Source organism: Falsiroseomonas oryziterrae (genome assembly GCF_021864505.1).
Classification (GTDB): Bacteria; Pseudomonadota; Alphaproteobacteria; order Acetobacterales; family Acetobacteraceae; genus Falsiroseomonas; species Falsiroseomonas oryziterrae.
Window position 1 is genome coordinate 1 of sequence record NZ_JAKJIB010000046.1, and the last position, 19,146, is coordinate 19,146.

14 protein-coding genes are annotated in these 19,146 nt (G+C 70.6%); all 14 read right to left on the reverse strand.

Features of this window, described 5'->3' with window-relative positions; all coding sequences use genetic code 11:
* Positions 1–1,010 (reverse strand): PDC sensor domain-containing protein (locus L2I40_RS06435; protein WP_237214051.1); only part of this gene is annotated, 1,010 nt, incomplete at its 3' end.
* Positions 1,011–1,253: 243 nt separating this feature from the next.
* On the reverse strand, positions 1,254–2,051 hold the full coding sequence (locus L2I40_RS06440) for an FAD binding domain-containing protein (RefSeq protein WP_237214052.1): 798 nt from the start codon (positions 2,049–2,051) through the stop codon (positions 1,254–1,256).
* A 15-nt stretch (positions 2,052–2,066) separates the two neighbouring features.
* Positions 2,067–4,457, reverse strand: coding sequence for a xanthine dehydrogenase family protein molybdopterin-binding subunit (locus L2I40_RS06445; RefSeq protein ID WP_237214053.1), 2,391 nt, complete (start codon positions 4,455–4,457; stop codon positions 2,067–2,069).
* Positions 4,458–4,487: 30 nt separating this feature from the next.
* Positions 4,488–4,991, reverse strand: a complete 504-nt coding sequence (locus tag L2I40_RS06450) for a (2Fe-2S)-binding protein (protein WP_237214054.1) — start codon at positions 4,989–4,991, stop codon at positions 4,488–4,490.
* A gap of 129 nt (positions 4,992–5,120) precedes the next feature.
* Positions 5,121–6,164, reverse strand: a complete 1,044-nt coding sequence (locus tag L2I40_RS06455; protein WP_237214055.1) for an ABC transporter ATP-binding protein — start codon at positions 6,162–6,164, stop codon at positions 5,121–5,123.
* Positions 6,161–7,168 (reverse strand): ABC transporter ATP-binding protein, encoded by a 1,008-nt coding sequence (locus L2I40_RS06460; RefSeq protein WP_237214056.1) that lies wholly within the window; start codon positions 7,166–7,168, stop codon positions 6,161–6,163. The genes L2I40_RS06455 and L2I40_RS06460 overlap by 4 nt, the downstream gene beginning before the upstream one ends.
* A 135-nt stretch (positions 7,169–7,303) precedes the next feature.
* On the reverse strand, positions 7,304–8,212 hold the full coding sequence (locus L2I40_RS06465; RefSeq protein ID WP_237214057.1) for an ABC transporter permease: 909 nt from the start codon (positions 8,210–8,212) through the stop codon (positions 7,304–7,306).
* A complete protein-coding gene (locus L2I40_RS06470) occupies positions 8,209–9,150 on the reverse strand; it encodes an ABC transporter permease (protein ID WP_237214058.1) in 942 nt (313 codons plus the stop codon). The genes L2I40_RS06465 and L2I40_RS06470 overlap by 4 nt, the downstream gene beginning before the upstream one ends.
* Before the next feature lie 62 nt (positions 9,151–9,212).
* The gene (locus tag L2I40_RS06475) at positions 9,213–10,811 is read right to left on the reverse strand and encodes an ABC transporter substrate-binding protein (RefSeq protein WP_237214059.1); all 1,599 of its coding nucleotides are present in this window, start codon (positions 10,809–10,811) and stop codon (positions 9,213–9,215) included.
* A 164-nt stretch (positions 10,812–10,975) separates the two neighbouring features.
* Positions 10,976–12,559 carry an ABC transporter substrate-binding protein gene (locus tag L2I40_RS06480; RefSeq protein ID WP_237214060.1) on the reverse strand — a complete coding sequence of 528 codons (1,584 nt, stop codon included), beginning with the start codon at positions 12,557–12,559 and terminating at the stop codon, positions 10,976–10,978.
* A gap of 27 nt (positions 12,560–12,586) precedes the next feature.
* The gene (locus L2I40_RS06485; RefSeq protein WP_237214061.1) at positions 12,587–14,179 is read right to left on the reverse strand and encodes an ABC transporter substrate-binding protein; all 1,593 of its coding nucleotides are present in this window, start codon (positions 14,177–14,179) and stop codon (positions 12,587–12,589) included.
* Between the two features lie 221 nt (positions 14,180–14,400).
* Positions 14,401–16,002, reverse strand: a complete 1,602-nt coding sequence (locus L2I40_RS06490) for an ABC transporter substrate-binding protein (RefSeq protein WP_237214064.1) — start codon at positions 16,000–16,002, stop codon at positions 14,401–14,403.
* Between the two features lie 127 nt (positions 16,003–16,129).
* Entirely contained in the window at positions 16,130–17,743 is a 1,614-nt protein-coding gene (locus tag L2I40_RS06495; protein ID WP_237214062.1) for an ABC transporter substrate-binding protein, read from the reverse strand.
* Between the two features lie 77 nt (positions 17,744–17,820).
* Positions 17,821–19,146: aldehyde dehydrogenase family protein (locus L2I40_RS06500; protein WP_237214063.1), on the reverse strand; the 1,326-nt coding region annotated here is incomplete at its 5' end.

The following is a 19,146-nucleotide window of genomic DNA, read 5'->3' on the forward strand; positions in this document are numbered from 1 at the left end:
GCGGAGGCGACCGCCGCGCCCAGCCCGGCCACGAGCGAAGCGGCGAGGGCCGCCGCGATCGCGTTGCGCGCCAGCCGCGCCCGGAACGCGGCCAGCGCTTCGGCGCGGGGGAGGGTCGCGACCGCGATCACCTGCCCGTCGGGCTCGTCGACCTGCCAGGCCCGCAGGAGCCTCACGCCATCCGGCCGCGTGACCTCGTCACGCCCCTGCAGCACACCGGCCGCGACACGCCGGAGCAGCGCGTCGTCCGGCGCGCCATGCATCCCCGCCACGATGCCGGCATGGGACCCGGACGGCAGCGGATGCACCATCATCGGCGCGCCATCCGAACGCCGGAACAGGCCGATCTCGCCGCTCGCGCCGAGACCCAGCGTGCGGTGGAACCGCTCGAACTGGTCGCCGTGCAAGGAAGCCTGGACGACACCGGACAGGCGCCCGTCCGGATCGCGGACGGCGCGATTGTAGCTGAAGAACCAGATCCCGCTGACCCGGCCGAGCAGCATCGGCCCGAGGTCGAAGGCCGCCCCGGCCCGCAGAGGCGCGAAGTACGGGCGGTCGGCGAAGTTCACCGCCGGCGGGTCGGGATCGAAGCTGTTCGCCTCGAGATCGCCCGCCTCGTTCAGGATCCAGAGAGAGCCGACGACCCGGGCGTGCTGCAGGATCGTGGCGAGCTGCCGGTGCCCTGCGCCCCGCAGCGTCGCCGTTCCTTCCCGGCGCAGGATGTCGGCCACACGCTCGCTCACCAGCGCGGCGACGGCTAGGCTTCGTTCGGCGTGGCCGGAGGCGCCGAGCGCCGCGCGCTCGACCCCGCCCCAGCTTTCCTCCAGCGAGGCGCGGTGGTCCTGCCAGGTCACCACCGCGATGCTCCCCGCGAGCAGCAGCAGGACCGCGCCGAGCAGAAGGCCGAGGCGCCGGCCGGCCGTCCCGAGCGAGCGGACCTCCTGGCCTCGCCCTGCGGCGGGTGCCTGGCCGGCGATCAGGCGTTCGGTGTCAATCCTCGTATCCGGCATCCCGCGCAGGAGCGTCCCATGGGCTGGCACGGACCGTGCAGCGCCGTGCTCGCGTGTGCCCTACTCATGCGCTGTCGGGTTGTTGTGCGGCAATGCAGCAAGGCGTCCCGGTTTCCACGGACACGGGGATTTGTACGGCAGACTTGGCAGCCGGGCCTTTCGGCTCCTGTGCCGGGGGTCGCGCCGGTCCGGATCGTTCCAGCCGGCATGCCCGGGGCCGATCGGGCCCCGGGCAGCGGGGCCTCAGCCGGCGTTCTGGACGGCGCGCTTGGCCATGACCGTGACGAGATGGGCGCGGTACTCGGCGCTGCCATGGATGTCGCCGTTCATCATGGCGGGGTCCATCTTCACGCCGGCGACGGCGTCGGGCGACCAGTTGGCCTGCAGCGCTGCTTCCATCTGCGGCGCGCGGAAGGCGCCGTTGGCGCCGGCCCCGTTCACCGCGACGCGCACCCCGGCCGGCCCGCGCGCCACGAAGACGCCGGCCATGGAGTAGCGGCTAGCCGGGTTCTTCATCTTGGCGTAGCCGGCCTTCTCCGGCACCGGGATGTGGATCGCGGTCACGAGTTCGCCGGTGTCGAGCGCGGTCGAGAACATGCCGGTGAAGAACTCGTCGGCCGAAAGCTTGCGCCTGTCGGTCTGGATCGTCGCCCCGAGGGCGAGCAGCGCCGCCGGGTAGTCGGCGGAGGGATCGTTGTTCGCGACCGAGCCGCCCATGGTGCCGCGGTTGCGGACCTGCGTGTCGCCGATGGTGGAGGCCATCCAGGCGAGCGCCGGAATGGCCGCCTTGATGTCGGCGTTGGTCGCGACCTCGTAGTGCTTCGCGAGGGCGCCGACGACGATCGTGCCGCCGTCGCGCCTGATGCCGCGCAGCTCCGCGATGCCGGACAGATCGACCAGCGCGGTCGGCTTCGACAGGCGGAGCTTGAGCGCCGGCAGGAGCGTCATGCCGCCAGAGATCGGCCGCGCCTCCGGATCTGCGGACAGCAGCTTGACCGCATCGGCGACGGAGGCGGGCTTGTGGTAGGAAAACTCGTACATCGTGGTGCTCCCCGCTTATTCCGCCGCCGCGCGGCGGCCGCCATGGATGATGTTCCAGATCTTCGCCGGTGTCGCCGGCATCTCGATATGGCGCACGCCGTAGTCGCGCAGCGCGTCCACCACCGCGTTGATGACCGCCGGCGGCGAGCCGATCGCGCCCACCTCGCCGCAGCCCTTCACTCCGAGCGGGTTGTGCGTGCAGAGCGTGGTGTGGGTCGCCACCGACACCGGGGCAAGGTCGTCCGCGCGCGGCATGGTGTAGTCCATCATGCTGCCGCTGATCAGCTGGCCCTGGTCGTCATAGATCGCGCTTTCCAGCAGCGCCTGGCCGATGCCCTGCGCGACGCCGCCCTGCACCTGGCCCTCCACGATCATCGGATTGATGACGCGGCCGACATCGTCCACGGCGGTGAAGTTCACCATGCTGACCTTGCCCGTCTCCGCGTCGATCTCGACCTCCGCGATGTGGCAGCCGCCCGGATAGGTGAAGTTCTTCGGGTCGTAGAACGCCGTCTCCTCGAGCCCCGGCTCGATCTCCTCGATCGGGTAGTTGTGGGGCACGTAGGCGGCGAGGCTGATGTCGGTCAGCGACTTCGTCTTGTCGGTGCCGGCGACGCGGAAGGTGCCGCGGTCGAACTCGACGTCCTCGACGCTCGCTTCCATCAGATGGGCGGCGATGCGCTTGCCCTTGGCGACGATCTTGTCCATCGCCTTGACCATCGCGGACCCGCCGACCGCAAGGCTGCGCGAGCCGTAGGTGCCCATGCCGAAGGGCACCTTGGCGGTGTCGCCATGCACCACGTCGACATTGGCGATCGGCACGCCGAGCCGGTCGGCAACGAGCTGCGCGAAGGTCGTCTCGTGCCCCTGGCCATGGCTGTGCGCACCGGTCAGCACGGTCACGCTCCCGGTCGGATGCACGCGGATGGTGCCGACCTCGTAGAGGCCGGCCCGCGCGCCGAGGCTGCCCACCACCGCCGAGGGCGCGATGCCGCAGGCCTCGAGGTAGGTGGAGATGCCGATGCCGCGCAGCTTGCCCTTGGCCGCCGCAGCGGCGCGGCGTGCCTCGAAGCCCTTCCAGTCGGCCGTCTCCAACGCGGCGTCGAGCGTCGCGAAGTAGTTGCCGCTGTCGTATTGCAGCGCGACCGGCGTCTGGTAGGGGAAGGCGTCCACGGGGATGAAGTTGCGGCGGCGGAACTCCACGCGGTCGAGCCCCATCTCCTTCGCCGCGACATCCATCAGCCGCTCGAGCAGATAGGTCGCCTCCGGCCGACCGGCGCCGCGATAGGCGTCCACGGGCACGGTGTTGGTGAAGACCGCCTTCACCTCGGCATAGATCACCGGCATCACATACACGCCCGACAGCAGCGTGGCGTAGAGATAGGTCGGCACGCAGGGCGCGAAGGTCGAGAGATAGGCGCCCATGTTGGCGTGGGTATGGACCTTCAGGCCGAGGATCTTGCCCTGCGCGTCCAGCGCAAGCTCGGCCTTCGTCACGTGGTCGCGGCCATGCGCGTCCGACATGAAGGACTCGGTGCGCTCCGCCGTCCACTTGATCGGCCGCTTCACCTTGGCCGAGGCCCAGGTGACGATGGCCTCCTCGGCGTAGTGGTAGATCTTCGATCCGAAGCCGCCGCCGACGTCGGGCGCGACCACCCGCAGCTTCGCCTCCGGGATGTGCAGCACGAAGGCGCCCATCAGCAGGCGGATGACATGCGGGTTCTGGCTGGTGGTGTAGAGCGTGTAGTCGCCGGACTGCGCGTCGTATTCGCCGATCGCCGCGCGCGGCTCCATCGCGTTCGGCACCAGGCGGTTGTTGGTCGTCTCGAAGGAGACGACCTTGTGCGCCTTGGCGAAGGCCGCATCGAGCACGGCCCGGTCGCCGATGTGCCAGTCGTAGCAGAGATTGCCCGGAGCGCCGTCATGGATCTGTGGGGCGCCGGGCTTCAGCGCCTGCTCCATCGTGGCGGCGGCCGGGAGCGGCGCGTAGTCCACGACGATCGCCTCGGCCGCGTCGCGCGCCTGCTGCTTCGTCTCGGCGATCACCACCGCGACCGGGTCGCCGACATGGCGCACCTTGCCGATGGCGAGCGCCGGATGCGGCGGCTCCGCCATCGGCGAGCCGTCCTTGTTGTGGATCTGCCAGCCGCAGGGGATGCCGCCGACATTGTCGGCCGCCATGTCGGCGCCGACGAAGACGGCCAGCACGCCGGGCATCGCCTTCGCCGCCGCGGTGTCGAGGCCCTGGATCGCGGCATGGGCATGCGGGCTCCGGAGGATCCACGCATGGGTCTGGCCGGGACGGTTGATGTCGTCGGTGTATTGCCCGCGGCCCGACAGGAAGCGCAGGTCCTCCTTGCGGCGCACGGAGGCGCCGATGCCCTCGAAGGGTGCCACCACGTTCATTGTCGTTCCTCCCCGTCCCCGCCGTGCCGCCTATTCGGCGGCGCGGGCCAGTTCGCTGCGCCGGCCCTGCATCACGTCGGCCGCGGCCGCGATCGCCTTGACGATGTTGTGGTAGCCCGTGCAGCGGCAGAGGTTGCCCTCGAGCCCCTCGCGGATCTCCTGCTCGGTCAGGCCGTTCGGGTGCTTGTTGACCAGGTCGATCGCCGACATGACCATGCCCGGCGTGCAGAAGCCGCATTGCAGGGCGTGATACTCGCGGAACGCCTCCTGCATCGGGTGCAGCGTGCCGTCGGGCTTGGCGAGGCCCTCGATGGTGGTGATGGAGGCCCCCTCGCACTGCACGGCAAGGATGGTGCAGGCCTTCACGCTGTCGCCGCCCATATGGATGACGCAGGCGCCGCATTGGCTGGTGTCGCAGCCGACATGCGTGCCGGTCAGGCGCAGCTTCTCGCGCAGCAATTCGACGAGCAGCGTGCGCGCCTCGACCTCGACCGTGTGCCTGGTGCCGTTGACCGTCAGCGAGACCTGCGGCATCGCGCCTCTCCCCCGAGTTCCTGGATTGCCCCTCGATGTGGGGGCACCTTTTCGGAGGGGAAGCCTCGCCCTGCCCCGCGCGCCCGTCAAGCGTTCCGCGCGAGGCGGAGGCTCCGGGCGGCGGACGGTTCAGGCGTGGGCGAGGATGGCCGCGCCCTTCGATCCGGCAAGCGGATTCTGCTCCGCCGGCAGGTCGTGCAGGTGGCAGGCCGCCACATGCCCCTCGCCCAGCGCATCCGCGACCGGGCGGAGCGGCGGTTCCTCGACGCGGCAGCGGTCGAAGGCATAGGGGCAGCGGGTGTGGAAGCGGCAACCCTTGGGCGGATTGATCGGGCTCGGCACGTCGCCCTTGAGGATGATCCGCTCCCGCGCCGCGCCCGGCTCCGGCACCGGCACGGCCGACAGCAGGGCCTCGGTGTAGGGATGCTTCGGCGCGGCGAAGAGGCTGCGCTTCGGCGCCACCTCCACGATCTTGCCGAGATACATCACCGCGACGCGATGCGTCATGTGCTCGACGATCGCCAGGTCGTGGCTGATGAAGAGCAGCGCGAGGCCGAGCTCCCGCTGCAGGTCCTGCAGCAGGTTCACGATCTGCGCCTTGACCGAGACGTCCAGCGCGCTGACCGCCTCGTCGCAGATGATCAGGTCGGGCTCGGCCGCCAGCGCGCGGGCGATGCCGATGCGCTGGCGCTGTCCGCCCGAGAATTCGTGCGGCCAGCGGCCGACCGCGTCGCGCGGCAGGCGGACCTTGTCCATCAGCCCGGCGACCTTGGCCTCGAGCTCGGCGGCGTCCTTTGCCAGGCCGAAGTTGCGGATCGGCTCGGCCAGGATGTCGCGCACCCGCATGCGGGGATTGAGACTGCTGAAGGGATCCTGGAAGACCACCTGCATGCGGCGGCGCATCGGCCTGAGCGTGCCAGACGGCATGTCGTCGATGCGCTGGCCGTCCAGGATCACCTGGCCGTCGGTGATGTCGAAGAGGCGCAGCACGGCCTTGCCGACGGTGGACTTGCCGCAGCCGGATTCGCCGACCAGCGACAGCGTCTCGCCCTTCGCGATGTCGAAGGAGACGCCATCAACCGCATAGACGTAGCCCGTCGTGCCACCGAAGAAGCCGGCGCGGATCGGGAAGTGCTTCTTGAGGTCGTTGACCTGCAGGACGGGCGTGCTCATGCCGCAACCATCTCGTCAGCGCCGAGATCCTCACGCGCCGCGTAGTGGCAGGCCGCGACATGGCCGGGCGCCTTCTCCTCCAGCGCCGGCGCGACGGTGCGGCAGAGGTCGGTCGTGTGCGGGCAGCGCGAAGCGAAGACGCAGCCATCGAGCTTCTTCTTCAGGCTCGGCACCAGGCCGGGGATTTCCGCCAGCCGCGTCTCCGTCCCGTCGAGGGAGGAGCCGAGCTTCGGCATCGAGCCGAGCAGCCCCTGGGTGTAGGGGTGGCGGGGCGTGCGGAAGAGCGGGCCGATCGCCGCCTCCTCGACCTTGCGGCCGGCATACATGACCACCACCCGCTCCGCGACTTCCGCCACCACGCCGAGGTCATGGGTGATCAGCACGATCGCAGCGCCGACCCGGTGCTTCAGGTCGCGCATCAGCTCCAGGATCTGCGCCTGGATGGTGACGTCGAGCGCGGTGGTCGGCTCGTCCGCGATCAGCAGCTTCGGGTTGCAGGCCAGCGCGATGGCGATCATCACGCGCTGGCGCATGCCGCCCGAGAGCTGGTGCGGGTATTCGCGCACGCGCCGCCGCGCTTCCGGGATGCCGACGAGGTTCAGCATCTCGACCGCGCGTTCCTCGGCCTGCTGCTTGGAGAGGCCCTGGTGCAGCCGCAGCGTCTCGCCGATCTGCCGGCCGACGGTCAGCACCGGGTTCAGGCTGGTCATCGGCTCCTGGAAGATCATCGAGACGTCGTTGCCACGGATCTGGCGCATCTCGCGGTCCGACAGTTCGAGCAGGTTCTTCCCGTTCAGCCGGATGGCGCCCGCGATCTTCCCCGGCGGCTCCGGGATGAGCCGCAGGATGGACATGGCGGTGACCGACTTGCCGCAGCCGGATTCGCCGACGATCGCCAGCGTCTCGCCGGCATTGACGTGGAATGAGACGCCGTCCACCGCACGGTTCACGCCGTCGGGCGTGCGGAAATGCGTCTGGAGGTTCTCGACCTCGAGAAGGGGCATCTCAGGCTTCCCGGGCTGCGTGCTGCGTGGCGGCCTGCCGCACTTCAGGCAGGCCGAGCGGCCGAATGGCCGCCGCGACGCGTGTCGCGAAGCCAAGCCGCCGGAGGCGGCGCCCGGCGTCTAAGGGCATCATGATCACAGCCTCTTCGCCATGCGCGGATCGAGCGCGTCGCGCAGCCCGTCGCCGAGCAGGTTCACCGCCAGCACCGTGATCGAGAGGAACACGGCGGGGAAGAACACGATGTAGGGCTTCACCTGCCAGAGCGCGCGGCCCTCGGCCATGATGTTGCCCCAGGAGGGAATGATCGGCGGCGTGCCGGCGCCGATGAAGGACAGGATCGCCTCGGTGATCATCGCGCTTGCGCAGATGTAGGTCGCCTGCACTGTCAGCGGCGCGAGCGTGTTCGGCAGGATGTGGCGCAGGATGATCACGGGGGTGCGGGTGCCCGCCGCGACGGCCGCATCGACATAGGGCTGCTCGCGCAGCGACAGGACGACGCCGCGAACCAGGCGCGACACGCGCGGGATCTCCGCGATGGTGATGGCGAGGATCACGTTGCCCACGCTGCCGCGCGTGAGCGCCATCAGCGCGATCGCCAGCAGGATCGGCGGGATCGACATCATGCCGTCCATCACGCGCATGATGATGCTGTCCGCAATGCGGATGAAGCCCGAGATCAGGCCGATCGTCAGCCCGGCAAGAGAGGCGAAGATGGCTACCGAGAAGCCTACGGTCAGCGAGACTCGCGTGCCGTAGAGGACGCGCGAATAGACGTCGCGACCCAGCATGTCCGTGCCGAACCACCACTCCGCCGAGGGCTCGCGCGTGCGCAGCGCCGGGGCCAGCGCGGTGGGATCCTTCGTCCAGAGGAAGGGCGCGAAGACCGCGACGAAGACCATCAGCAGCATCAGGAAGCCGCCGATCGCGATGGTCGGGTTGCGGCGCAGGAAACCCGTGAAGCCGGTCTTCGGCTTCACCGCCGGCAGGATGTCCGGCATCGGGGCCGCGGCGGCGACCCCGGGGGGAAGGACCGTCGTGCTCAATACCGGATCCTCGGGTCGAAGAGGGTGTAGAGAAGGTCGATCACAAGGTTGACCAGCACGTAGACGAAGCTGAACAGCAGCACGACGCCCTGGATGACCGGATAGTCGCGCCGCAGGATCGCATCGACCGTCAGGCGGCCGAGGCCGGGGATGGCGAAGACGCTTTCCGTCACCACCGCGCCGCCGATCAGCAGCGCGATGCCGATGCCGATGACGGTGACGATCGGCACCGCGGCGTTCTTCAGCGCGTGCAGGAACAGGATGGCGCGCTGCCCGACGCCCTTGGCCTTGGCGGTGCGGATGTAGTCCTGTTGCAGCACCTCGAGCATCGTCGCGCGGGTGATGCGCGCGATGAGCGCGATGTAGACGGTGCCAAGCGCGATGGCGGGCAGGATGAGGTTCTGCAGCCAGGGCCAGAAGCCGCGCGCAAAGGGCGTGTAGCCCTGCACCGGCAGCAGGTCCCATTCGAGGGCGAAGAAATAGGCCAGCAGATAGCCGACCACGAAGACCGGGACGGAGAAGCCGAGCACGGCGAAGGCCATCACCGCGCGGTCAACGATCGTGCCCTGCTTCCAGGCCGCCACCACGCCCATCGGCACCGCGACGGAGACGGCGAGGAGCAGCGTCACGATCATCAGCGACAGCGTCGGCTCGATCCGCTGCGCGATCATCGTGCTGACCGGCAGGTTGGTGAAGATCGAGGTGCCGAGATCCCCACGCAGGATGTCCCACAGCCAGGCACCGAAGCGCACGAGATAGGGCCGGTCGAGACCGAGGCTCGCGCGGATGCGTTCGACATCGGCCGGCGTCGCCTGGTCGCCGGCGATGACGGCCGCCGGGTCGCCCGGCGCGATGTAGAGCAGCGAGAAGACGAACAGCGCCACCACGGCCATGACCGGGATGGTGGCGAGCACGCGCCTGACGACGTAAGCGAACATCTATCCCCCGGAGGTCCGCGCCGGCCGCCCCGATCGGGCGGCCGGCGCGATTGCCTGCGCCATCAGCTCTTCGACACGCCCCAGAACCAGGGCAGCGGGCCGGGCACGATGCCCGACACGTTGCTGCGCCACGCCTGCACGGCGCGGTAGAAGCCCGTCGGCGTGAAGGGCTGGCTGATCATGGCGGCCCGGTTGAGCTCGTCGCAGGCCGCCTTCTCCTCCGCCGCATTGTTCGCCGCGAACCACTTGTCGCGCGCAGCCTCGATCGCCGGGTCGGTCGGCCATCCGAACCAGGCGCCGTCGCCATGCGCGCGGATGCCGAGCGTGCTGGCGGGATTGACGTGGTCGGCTCCGGCGAACCATGTGAAGAAGATGTTCCAGCCGCCCCGCTCGCGCGGCTCGCGGCTCGCGCGGCGTGCGCCCACGGTGCCCCAGTCGGTGGCGACGAAGTCCACATTCATGCCGATCGACCGCAGCAGCGCGTTGGCCACCTGGCCATGCGCGTTCAGCACGGGGATGTCCTGGCCGACGAGCATCGTCACCGGCTCACCGCGATAGCCCGCTTCCTGAAGCAGACGGCGCGCCATGGCGGGATCGCGCGGACGGCTCAGGATCTCGCTGCCGACCTCGGTGTAGTTCGGCGTGTCCGGCGTGAAGAAGCTGTTCATCGGTCGCCAGAGCGAATCCTCGTTGCCCACCACGGCGCGCATGAAGTCGGCCTGATTGACCACCCAGGCCACGGCCTGGCGGGCACGCACGTCATTGAAGGGCGGGTGCAGGTGGTTGAAGCGCAGGCAGCCCACATTGCCGAGCGGGTCGGCGACGTCCATGCGGATATTGCGGTTGCGCCTGAGGACCGGCAGCAGGTCGTTCAGCGGCGTCTCCCACCAGTCGATCTCGCCGGACTGCAGGGCGGCGCCGGCGGTGGCCGGGTCGGGCATGATCACCCACTCGATCCGGTCCAACAGCATGCGCTTGCCGCCGGAAAGCCAGTTCGGCGCTTCCTCCCGCGGGACGTACTGCTCGAAGCGGGAGAAGGTCGCGCGCGCGCCCGGCACCCATTCGGCGCGGTTGAAGCGCATCGGGCCGGAACCGACATATTCGCTGATCTGCTGGAAGGGGTCGGTGCGGGCGATCCGCTCCGGCATCATGAAGGCGATCGGCGTGTTGTTCTTGCCGAGCGCCAGCAGCATCTTCGGATAGGGCGCCGAAAGGCGGAAGCGGAAGGTGCGGTCGTCGACCGCCACCAGTTCCTGGCGCAGGGCGCGGATCATCTGCCCCATGAGGTCGCGGACCATCCAGCGCTCGAGGCTCGCGACGCAGTCGGCGGCACGCACCGGCTCGCCGTCGTGCCAGCGCATGTTCGGCCGCAGCCGGAAGGTCCAGGTCAGCCCGTCCTGGCTCACCTCCTCGCTCTCCACCATCTGGCGGCGCGGGGTGAAGGTGTTGTCGACGCCGTAGAGCGTGTCCCACACCATCATGGAGGCGTTGCGGACGACGAACTGCGTGCCCCAGATCGGGTCGAAATTGGCGAGGTTCGCCTGCGGCACGAAGCGCAGCACGCGGTTCGCCGCCTGGCTGTAGGCCGGGGCGGCAAGCCCCCCTGTGGCAGCGACGGCACCGGCGGCGACGCCGGCCTTGAGCAACGACCTGCGATCCATCGAGTCCACTCTCCCAGTTGTTCCAGCCAGTCGGCTCTGCCCGGTTGACGGGCAACCTGCCCCATCCGTGAGCGCCACGCCAGACCCGCCCCGCCTGAGCGGCGGCCCCGGCGCCCTGCGCCCCGACATCAGCACACGCCATGCCAGCAGACCGCCGGACAGGGTCAGGCGCGGCGCACGCCCCAGAACACGGCCGGGCCGCCCTTCACGACGCCGGTGATGCTGCGGCGATAGGCCATAGGCGGCAGCACCTGTCCGAGCGGAATGAACGGCACCTCCTGCCAGACGCTGCGCTGGATCTCGGCGGCGATCCGCCGCTCCGCGGCGAGGTCGGGCGCCTCGAACCAGGCTTCGCGCAGCTCCTCGAGCCGCGGCATGGTCGGCCAGCCGGCCCAGGCATTGGCACCATGGCCGCGGATCGGCTGGTGGCTGCCGGGGACGGAGACGTCGAGCCCTTCCCAGGTCGTGCAGAAGGCGCTCCAGCCGCCCTGGTCCACCGGGCCACGATTGGTGCGGCGCTGGATGTGCGTCCCCCAGTCCATCTGCTGGAAATCGACGTTGAACCCCATCCGCCGCATCAGGTCGGCCGCGACCTCCGACAGGTTCTGCAGCACCGGCAGGTCGGTCGCGGACAGCAGCACGACGCGCTGCCCGGCATAGCCGGCCTCGCGCAGCGCGCGGCGCGCGGCCTCCAGGTCGCGCGGGCGCGTCAGCACCTCGAGTCCGGTGTCGTTCGCGAGCGGCGTGCCCGGGGTGAAGACGCCGGCCGGCACCGTGGACAGCGCGGGGTCGGTGCCGATGGCGGCGTTCATGAAGGCCCGCTGGTCCACCGCCGGCAGCAGCGCGCGCCGCACCGCCGGATTGTCGAAGGGCGGATGGAGGAAGTTGAAGCGCAGCACCCCGAGATTGCCGGCCGTGTTGATCAGGTCCACCGCGATGTCGCGGTTGCGGCGCAGCAGCGGCAACAGGTCCGCCAGCGGCGTCTCCCACCAATCCGCCTCGTTGTTCTGCAGCGCGGCGGCGGCGGTCGCGGGGTCGGGCATCACTCGCCACTCGACCCGGTCGAAATGCACCACCTTGCCGCCGGCGAGGAAGTCGTTGGGCTCGTCGCGGGGGACATAGCCCTCGAAGCGCTCGTAGACCGCGCGGTCGCCGGGGCGGAACTGGTCCTGACGGAAACGGAAAGGACCGCTGCCCACCGTCTCGGCGATCTGGGCGAAGGGATCGGTGCGCGCGATCCGCTCCGGCATGATCGCGCACATGTTGGCCGACGGCTTGCCGAAGGCGAAGGCGAGGCCCGGCCAGGCCTTCCTCAGCCGGATCTCGAAGCGGCTGTCGTCGAGCGCCCGGATCTCCTCGGCCAGCGCATCGAGCCGCTGGCCGAGCACGTCGCGCTTCGCCCAGCGCTGGATCGAGGCGACGCAGTCGCGCGCCCGCACCGGCTCGCCGTCGTGGAAGCGCAGGTTGGGCCGCAGCGTGATGGTCCAGCGCCGGCCGTCATCCGTGATCTCGTGGCCGGCCGCCATCTGCGGCCGCGGGCGGAAATCGCCGCCGAGGCCGTAGAGCGTGTCGTAGACCATCAGCCCGTGGTTGCGCACCACGACGGCGGTGGACCAGATCGGATCGAGGCTCGCCAGGTTCGCCTGCGGCACGAAGCGCAGCGTGCGCGCCTGCGCCTGCCCGAATGCGAGCCGAGGCGCGGCAAGGCCCGCCGCGCCGACGCCGAGGAGGCCACGCCTGCCGATCATCGCTCTCTCCTGACCCCGGGGGGGGGGTCAGGTTCGCCGCAGGCCCCAGAACAGCGCAAGCCCCTTCACCCGGTCGGCCAGGTTCCGCCGATGCGCGGTGATCGAGAGGTAGGAGCCGACCGGGACGTAGGGCAGCTCGTCCATCGCGACCTCCTGGATCTGGCGCGCGATGGACTGCTGCGCGGCCAGGTCCGGGGCGACGAACCACGCGTCGCGCAGTTCCTCGAGGCGGGGGATCGTCGGCCAGCCCGGCCACGCCGCGGTGCCGTTCCCGCGGAGCGGGAAGTGCGCGGACGGGTCGACGAAGTCGAAGGAGGAGAAGGAGGTGAACAGCATCGACCAGCCGCCGCGCTCCACCGGCTCGCGCGAGGTGCGGCGCTGTACGGTGGTGCCCCAGTCGGTCAGCACGATGTCGGCATTGAAGCCAAGCCGGCGCACGAGGTCGGCGCCGACCTGGGTCATGGCCGCCGGCGCCAGGATGTCGGTCGGCCCGATCAGCCGCATCGGCTGGTTGGTGTAGCCGGCCTCGCGCATCATGCTCCGGGCCCGGTCCAGGCTGCGCGGCCCGGTGAGCGGGCCGAGCGCGGCGTCGTTCGCCAGCGGCGTGCCCGGGGTAAAGACGCCGACGCCCGTCATGTAGAGCGACGGGTCCGGCCCGTTCACCGCCTGCATGAAGTCGGACTGCGTGATGGCCGGCAGGATCGCCTGGCGCATCCGCTTGTCGTTGAAGGGCGGTTGGAGGTGGTTGAAGCGCAGGATGCCCGTCAGCGGCAGCGGGTCGATCGGCTCGATCGCCACGTTGCGGTTGCGCCGGAGCAGCATCTGGATCTCGGGCGTCGGCTGCTCGTACCAGTCGATCTCGCCGGTCTGCAGCGCCGCGGCGGCGGTCGAGGCGTCCACGATGATGTGCCACTCGACGCGGTCGAAATGCACCTGCTTGGGGCCCGCGGTCAGGCTCGGCCGGCCCACCGGCGTGGGGCTGTAGTCGGGGTTGCGCTCGTAGACGACGAGGCTGCCCGAGTTGAACTCGCGCGGCACGAAGCGGAACGGGCCGGAGCCCACCGTCTCGCGGATCTGCTGGAAGGGATCGGTGCGCGCGATGCGCTCCGGCATGATGAAGGCGGGGGAGTTGGAGACCTGCGCAAGGGCTGCCTGCAGCAGCGGGAAGGGCCGCTTCAGGCGGAAGACGATGCGGCGGTCGCCGTCGGCTTGCAGCGCATCGACGAACTCCTCGAGCTTCTGGCCGATCGGACTGCGCTTCATCCAGCGGCCGAGGCTCGCGACGCAATCCGCCGCGCGCACCGGCTCGCCGTCGTGGAAGCGAAGGCCCTGGCGCAGCGTGATGACGGCGCGGCGGCCGTCCTGCTCCGTCACCATGCCCTCGGCCATCTGCGGCTGCGGACGGAACTGGTCGTCCATGCCGTAGAGGGTGTCGAACACCATGTAGCCGTGGTTGCGGGTGATGTTCGCCGTGGTCCAGATCGGATCGAGGCTGGTCAGGTTCGCCTGCGGCACCATGCGCAACACGCGCGCCGAGGCTGGCTGCGCGATGGCGAAGCGCGGCAGCGCGGCCGCGCCGGCCGAGGCGGCACCTGCCGCCAGAAGATCCCTGCGAAGCATCCCGTTCTCCCATCGCGAGCGCGTAACGACGGATCAGAACAGGCAATGCCCGGAGGCGCAATGCGGGCCGCCCGGCACATCCATCGGTGCAGGCCACGCCCATGGCTCCGCCCCTCGGCATCCTCCCGCGGCTTCGCCGCAGGAGGATGATCCGTCAGCGAAGGATCAGCGCCATTCGGAGTCCCCGCGGCGGCGCCGCAGGCGACGTCGTGGGGATTGCATCACCCCCGCTGCACGTTCCAGAACAGCGGCAGGCCCTTCAGCACGCCGGTCAGGCCGCGACGATAGGCCGTCGCCTGGAAATACTGGCCGAGCGGAAGGTAGGGCACCTCCTGGAACGCCACCTCCTGCATCTGCCGCGCCACCGCCTGCTGCGCGCGCAGGTCCGGCGCCTCGAACCAGGCGGTGCGGAGCTCCTCGAGCCGCGGGATGGTCGGCCAGCCGAACCAGGCATTGGCGCCATGCCCGCGCAGGCTCTGATGGACGCCGGGATTGAACATGTCGATGCCGGCGAAGAAGGTGAAGAACACGCTCCAGCCGCCGCGCTCCGGCGCCTCGCGGCTCGCGCGGCGCTGCACCACCGTGCCCCAGTCGGTGGAGACATACTCCACGTTCATCCCGGCACGCCGGAACATGTCCTGCCCGACCTGTGCCAGCGCGTTCAGCGAGGGGAAGTCCGAGGCCGCGAGGATCGTAACGCGCTCGCCATTGTAGCCGGCCGCCGCGAGGTCGCGCCGCACCTTCTCGATGTCCACGCGGTCGGGAATCGCGTTCAGCCCCGTGTCGGAGGCCATCGGCGTGCCCGGCGGGAAGAAGCCGACGTCCGTGCGCCAGAGGCTGCGGTCGGTGCCGATGACCGCCGTCATGTAGTCCGCCTGATTCACCGCGCCGAGCAGCGCCCGCCGGATCGCGGCGTTGTTGAACGGCGGATGGAGGTGGTTGAAGCGGCAGAGCGCCATCAGCCCGGTCGGATCCGGGATCTCCATCACCACGTTGCGGTCGCGCCGCAGCGCGACCTGCAGGTCGCCGGTCGGCTGCTCCCACCAATCCGTCTCGCCGGCCCGCAGCGCGGCGGCCGCTGTCGCGGGATCGGGTGTCACGTGCCATTCGACACGGTCGAAATGCACGCGCTTCGGCCCCGCGGTCCAGCTCGGGTTGCCTTCGGGCCGCGGCACGTAGCCTTCGAAGCGCGTATAGACGATGCGCGCGCCGGGCACGCGTTCCCCCGCCGCGAAGCGGAAGGGGCCGGAGCCGACCAGGTCGCCACGGAGCGGCTGGTTCGGGTCCTGCGTCGCCAGCCGCTCCGGCATCATGAAGCAGACCGGAGTCGAAGGCTTGCCCAGCGCCTCGAACAGCATCGGGAAGGGCCGGCGCAGCACGAAGCGGATGGTGCGGTCGTCGGGGGCCGAGAGCTCCTCCGTCACGCTCATCAGCACCTGGCCAAGCGCGTCGCGCGCCGCCCAGCGGCGGATGGAGGCGACGCAGTCGCGCGCGCGCACCGGTTCGTTGTCGTGGAAGCGCAGCCCCTCGCGCAGGCGCATGGTCACGCGCCTGCCCTCGTCCTCGACCGCGTGGCTCTCGACCATCTGCGGCTGCGGCGCGTAGTCGCCGTCGAAGCCGTAGAGCGTGTCCCACACCATGTAGCCGTGGTGGCGGGTGACATAGGCCGTGGTGACGATGGGATCGAGCACCGCGAGGTCGGCCTGCGGAATGAAGCGCAGCACGCGCGCGGAATTCGTCGTCCCCTGCCCCAGTGCCGGCGCCGCAAGGGCTCCGGCCGCGGTCGAGGCGGCCGCGCCGGCGAGGAAGTAGCGTCGCTTCATGTCCGTCGGCCCCTGGATCATCCCCTGCGCCTGCGCGCCGGGCGGACCTATCCAGCGCAGGCGGCGGCGCCGTGCAAGGGCCGCCGCCGCCCGTTCCGGCTCGCGTGTCGAGCCGCGAGGCGCGTCGTCAGGCCCGCCGGATGTTCCAGAACAGCGGCGGCTGGCCCTTCAGCATGCCGGTCAGGTTCCGGCGATAGGCCGTCGGCTGATAGTACATGCCGGTCGGCACATAGGGCACCTCCTCGAAGGCGATGCGCTGCATCTCCGTCGTGGCAGCCAGTGCGGCCGCGTCGTTCGGCGCGTCGAACCACGCGTCACGCTGCGCCTCGATCGTCGGGATGGTCGGCCAGCCGGGCCAGGCATTCTCGCCATGCCCGCGGATCGAGGCATGGCTCGCCGGGTTCCAGTGGTCGACGCCGGACCAGAAGGTGAAGAAGCCGCTCCAGCCGCCCTGTTCCAGCGGGTTACGGCTCGCGCGCCGCGCCACCACGGTGCCCCAGTCCGTCGAGACCAGCTCCACGTTGAAGCCCATGCGCCGGAACAGGTCGGCGCCGACCAGCGTCGCGGCGTTGATCGAGGCGAGGTCGGTGGCGTTCAGCAGCACGAGCCGCTGGCCCATCGCGCCGGCTGCCTGCAGCTCGGCCCGCGCCGCGTCGATGCTCTTGCGCAGCCGGTCGAGCCCGACGCGGGAGGCGGAGGGGCTGTCCGGGGCGAAGTAGCCGATGCCCTCGCGGCGCAGGTCGGGCCGCCCCTCGATGCCGGTGGTGCCGATCACCGCCGTCATGAAGTCGATCTGGTTGATCGCGGTGAGCACGGCCCGCCGCACGGCAGGGTTGTTGAAGGGCGCGGTGACGTGGTTCGGGCGGAAGATGCCGATCAGGCCGGAGTTGTTGATGATGTCGACCGTGATGTTGCGTGCATTGGCGCCGCGCAGGAACAGCGGAAAGAGGTCCGCCGTCGGCTGTTCCCACCAGTCGATCTCGCCCGACTGCAGCGCCGCCGCCGCCGTCGCCTGGTCCGACTGGATGATCCATTCGACGCGGTCGAAGTGCACCACCTTCGGGCCGGCCGTCATCGAGGGCGTGCCGGAGGAGAGAGGCACATAGTCCGGGTTGCGCGCATAGGCGAGGCGCGAGCCCGGCACCCATTCGTTCTGCACGAAGCGGAACGGGCCGCTGCCCACCGCCTCGGTGATGTTGGTGAAGGGATCGACGTTCGCCAGCCGCTCCGGCATCACGAAGAGGCAGCTCGTGGTGACCTTGGAGAAGGCCTCGAGCATCTTCGGGAAGGGCCGGTTCAGCCGGATCGTGAAGACGCGGTCGCTCTCCTCCGTCATGTCGGCCACGCGCGCCATCAGCACCTGGCCGAAGGCGTCGCGCCGGCCCCAGCGGCGGATCGAGGCGATGCAGTCGCGACCGCGCACGGCGGAGCCGTCGTGGAAGCGCAGGTTCTCACGCAGGGTGAAGCGCCAGAGCAGGCCGTTGTTCTCGACGACGTGGCCCTGCACCATCTGCGGCTGCGGGCGGAACTGCTCGTCCATGCCGTAGAGCTGGTCGTAGACCAGGAAGGCATGGTCGCGCGCGACGAAGGCGGTGTTGGTGAAGGGGTCGATGTTGCCCGGATTGGCGTGCGGCACGTAGCGCAGCGTGCGCGCAGCGGCGGGCTGCGCGATGGCGAAGCGCGGCAGCGCCGCGGCGGCGGTGCCGGCGGCGGCGCCGGCCAGCAGGTCGCGACGAAGCATTCTGGTCTCCCTTCGGGATCGTGGGTCGGCGGGAGGCTAGCGCATCACGCGCGCGCACCGAAAGCCGGGGTGCCGGCTCAGCCGATGTCGGGGCGATGCCCGAAGCCCAGCGCCGGGTTCTCCGCCGTGTCCACCCAGACCGCCTTGGCTGCGGTATACGCATCCAGGGCCTCGCGGCCCGAGGACCGGCCGTGTCCGGAGGCGCCGAAACCGCCGAAGGGCGCGCTCACATGGATAGTGCGGTAGCCGTTCACCCAGAAGGTGCCCGCGCGCACCGCCGCCGCGACCCGGTGCGCGCGGCCGACATCGCGGGTCCAGACCGCGCCGGCCAGGCCGAAGCCGGTCGCGTTCGCAAGCGTGATGGCCTCCGCCTCGTCGTCGAAGGGAATGGCGGCGACGACCGGGCCGAAGATCTCCTCCTGCGCCGCGCGGGCGCCGTTCGACAGCCCGGCCAGGATGGTCGGCGGCACCCAGAAGCCGCCCGCCGGCAGCCCCTCTCGCGGCGCGGCCAGCACCCGCGCGCCCTCCGCCCGTCCCGCCTCGACCAGCGCGCCGACATGCTCGAATTGCCGGGCGGTGCAGACCGGCCCGGCCTCGGTCGCCGGGTCGAGCGGATCGCCGAGCCGGATGCGCGCCGACGCCTCCGCCAGCAAGGCGACGAAGCGGTCGTGCAGGCGGCGCTGCACCAGCAGGCGCGAGCCGGCGACGCAGCTCTGTCCGGACCCGGCGAAGATCGCCTGCTGTGCGCCCTGCACCGCGACCGGCAGGTCGGCGTCGTCGAAGACGATGTTCGCGCTCTTGCCGCCGAGTTCCAGCACGCAGGGGATGGTGCGCGCGGCGCAGGCGGCCGCGACGCGCGCCCCCGTCGCGGGACCGCCGACGAAGGTCGCCATCGCGACCTCGGGTGCCGCGAGCAAGGCCTGCCCCGTGGTCGCGCCGAGCCCCGCCACGACCTGCACCAGCCCCTCCGGCAGCCCGGCCTCGAGCGCGAGACGTCCGAAGGCGAGCGACGTCAGCGGCGTGTGCTCCGACGGCTTCAGCACCACCGCGTTGCCGGCCGCCAGCGCCGGCAGCACGTTCCAGCCGCAGGTGAAGAGCGGCGCGTTCCAGGGCGTGATCGCCAGCACGACGCCATGGGGCTCGCGCCTTACATAGACGAGGTGGCCGGAGGGCACGGGGATGGTCCGTCCCTCGATCTTGTCGCACCAGCCGGCCCAGTACTCGGCCATCTCGACAACTCGGGAAACCTCGGCGCGGCAGTCGCGGATCGGCTTGCCGGTGTTGGCGCATTCGAGCCGCGCCAGCGCCTCCGCCTCGCGTCGGACCAGCGCGCCGAGGGCCCAGAGCCGGCGGCCGCGCTCCGCGGCGTTGAGCGAGATCCAGGCACGCTGCGCGCGCGCGGC

Excerpts from the sequence above, each read along its gene's own strand:
- L2I40_RS06440 (WP_237214052.1), bottom strand. The coding sequence starts at position 2,051 with ATGTACGAGTTTTCCTACCACAAGCCCGCCTCCGTCGCCGATGCGGTC.
- L2I40_RS06445 (WP_237214053.1), bottom strand. The coding sequence starts at position 4,457 with ATGAACGTGGTGGCACCCTTCGAGGGCATCGGCGCCTCCGTGCGCCGC.
- L2I40_RS06450 (WP_237214054.1), bottom strand. The coding sequence starts at position 4,991 with ATGCCGCAGGTCTCGCTGACGGTCAACGGCACCAGGCACACGGTCGAG.
- L2I40_RS06455 (WP_237214055.1), bottom strand. The coding sequence starts at position 6,164 with ATGAGCACGCCCGTCCTGCAGGTCAACGACCTCAAGAAGCACTTCCCG.
- L2I40_RS06460 (WP_237214056.1), bottom strand. The coding sequence starts at position 7,168 with ATGCCCCTTCTCGAGGTCGAGAACCTCCAGACGCATTTCCGCACGCCC.
- L2I40_RS06470 (WP_237214058.1), bottom strand. The coding sequence starts at position 9,150 with ATGTTCGCTTACGTCGTCAGGCGCGTGCTCGCCACCATCCCGGTCATG.
- L2I40_RS06475 (WP_237214059.1), bottom strand. The coding sequence starts at position 10,811 with ATGGATCGCAGGTCGTTGCTCAAGGCCGGCGTCGCCGCCGGTGCCGTC.
- L2I40_RS06480 (WP_237214060.1), bottom strand. The coding sequence starts at position 12,559 with ATGATCGGCAGGCGTGGCCTCCTCGGCGTCGGCGCGGCGGGCCTTGCC.
- L2I40_RS06485 (WP_237214061.1), bottom strand. The coding sequence starts at position 14,179 with ATGCTTCGCAGGGATCTTCTGGCGGCAGGTGCCGCCTCGGCCGGCGCG.
- L2I40_RS06490 (WP_237214064.1), bottom strand. The coding sequence starts at position 16,002 with ATGAAGCGACGCTACTTCCTCGCCGGCGCGGCCGCCTCGACCGCGGCC.
- L2I40_RS06495 (WP_237214062.1), bottom strand. The coding sequence starts at position 17,743 with ATGCTTCGTCGCGACCTGCTGGCCGGCGCCGCCGCCGGCACCGCCGCC.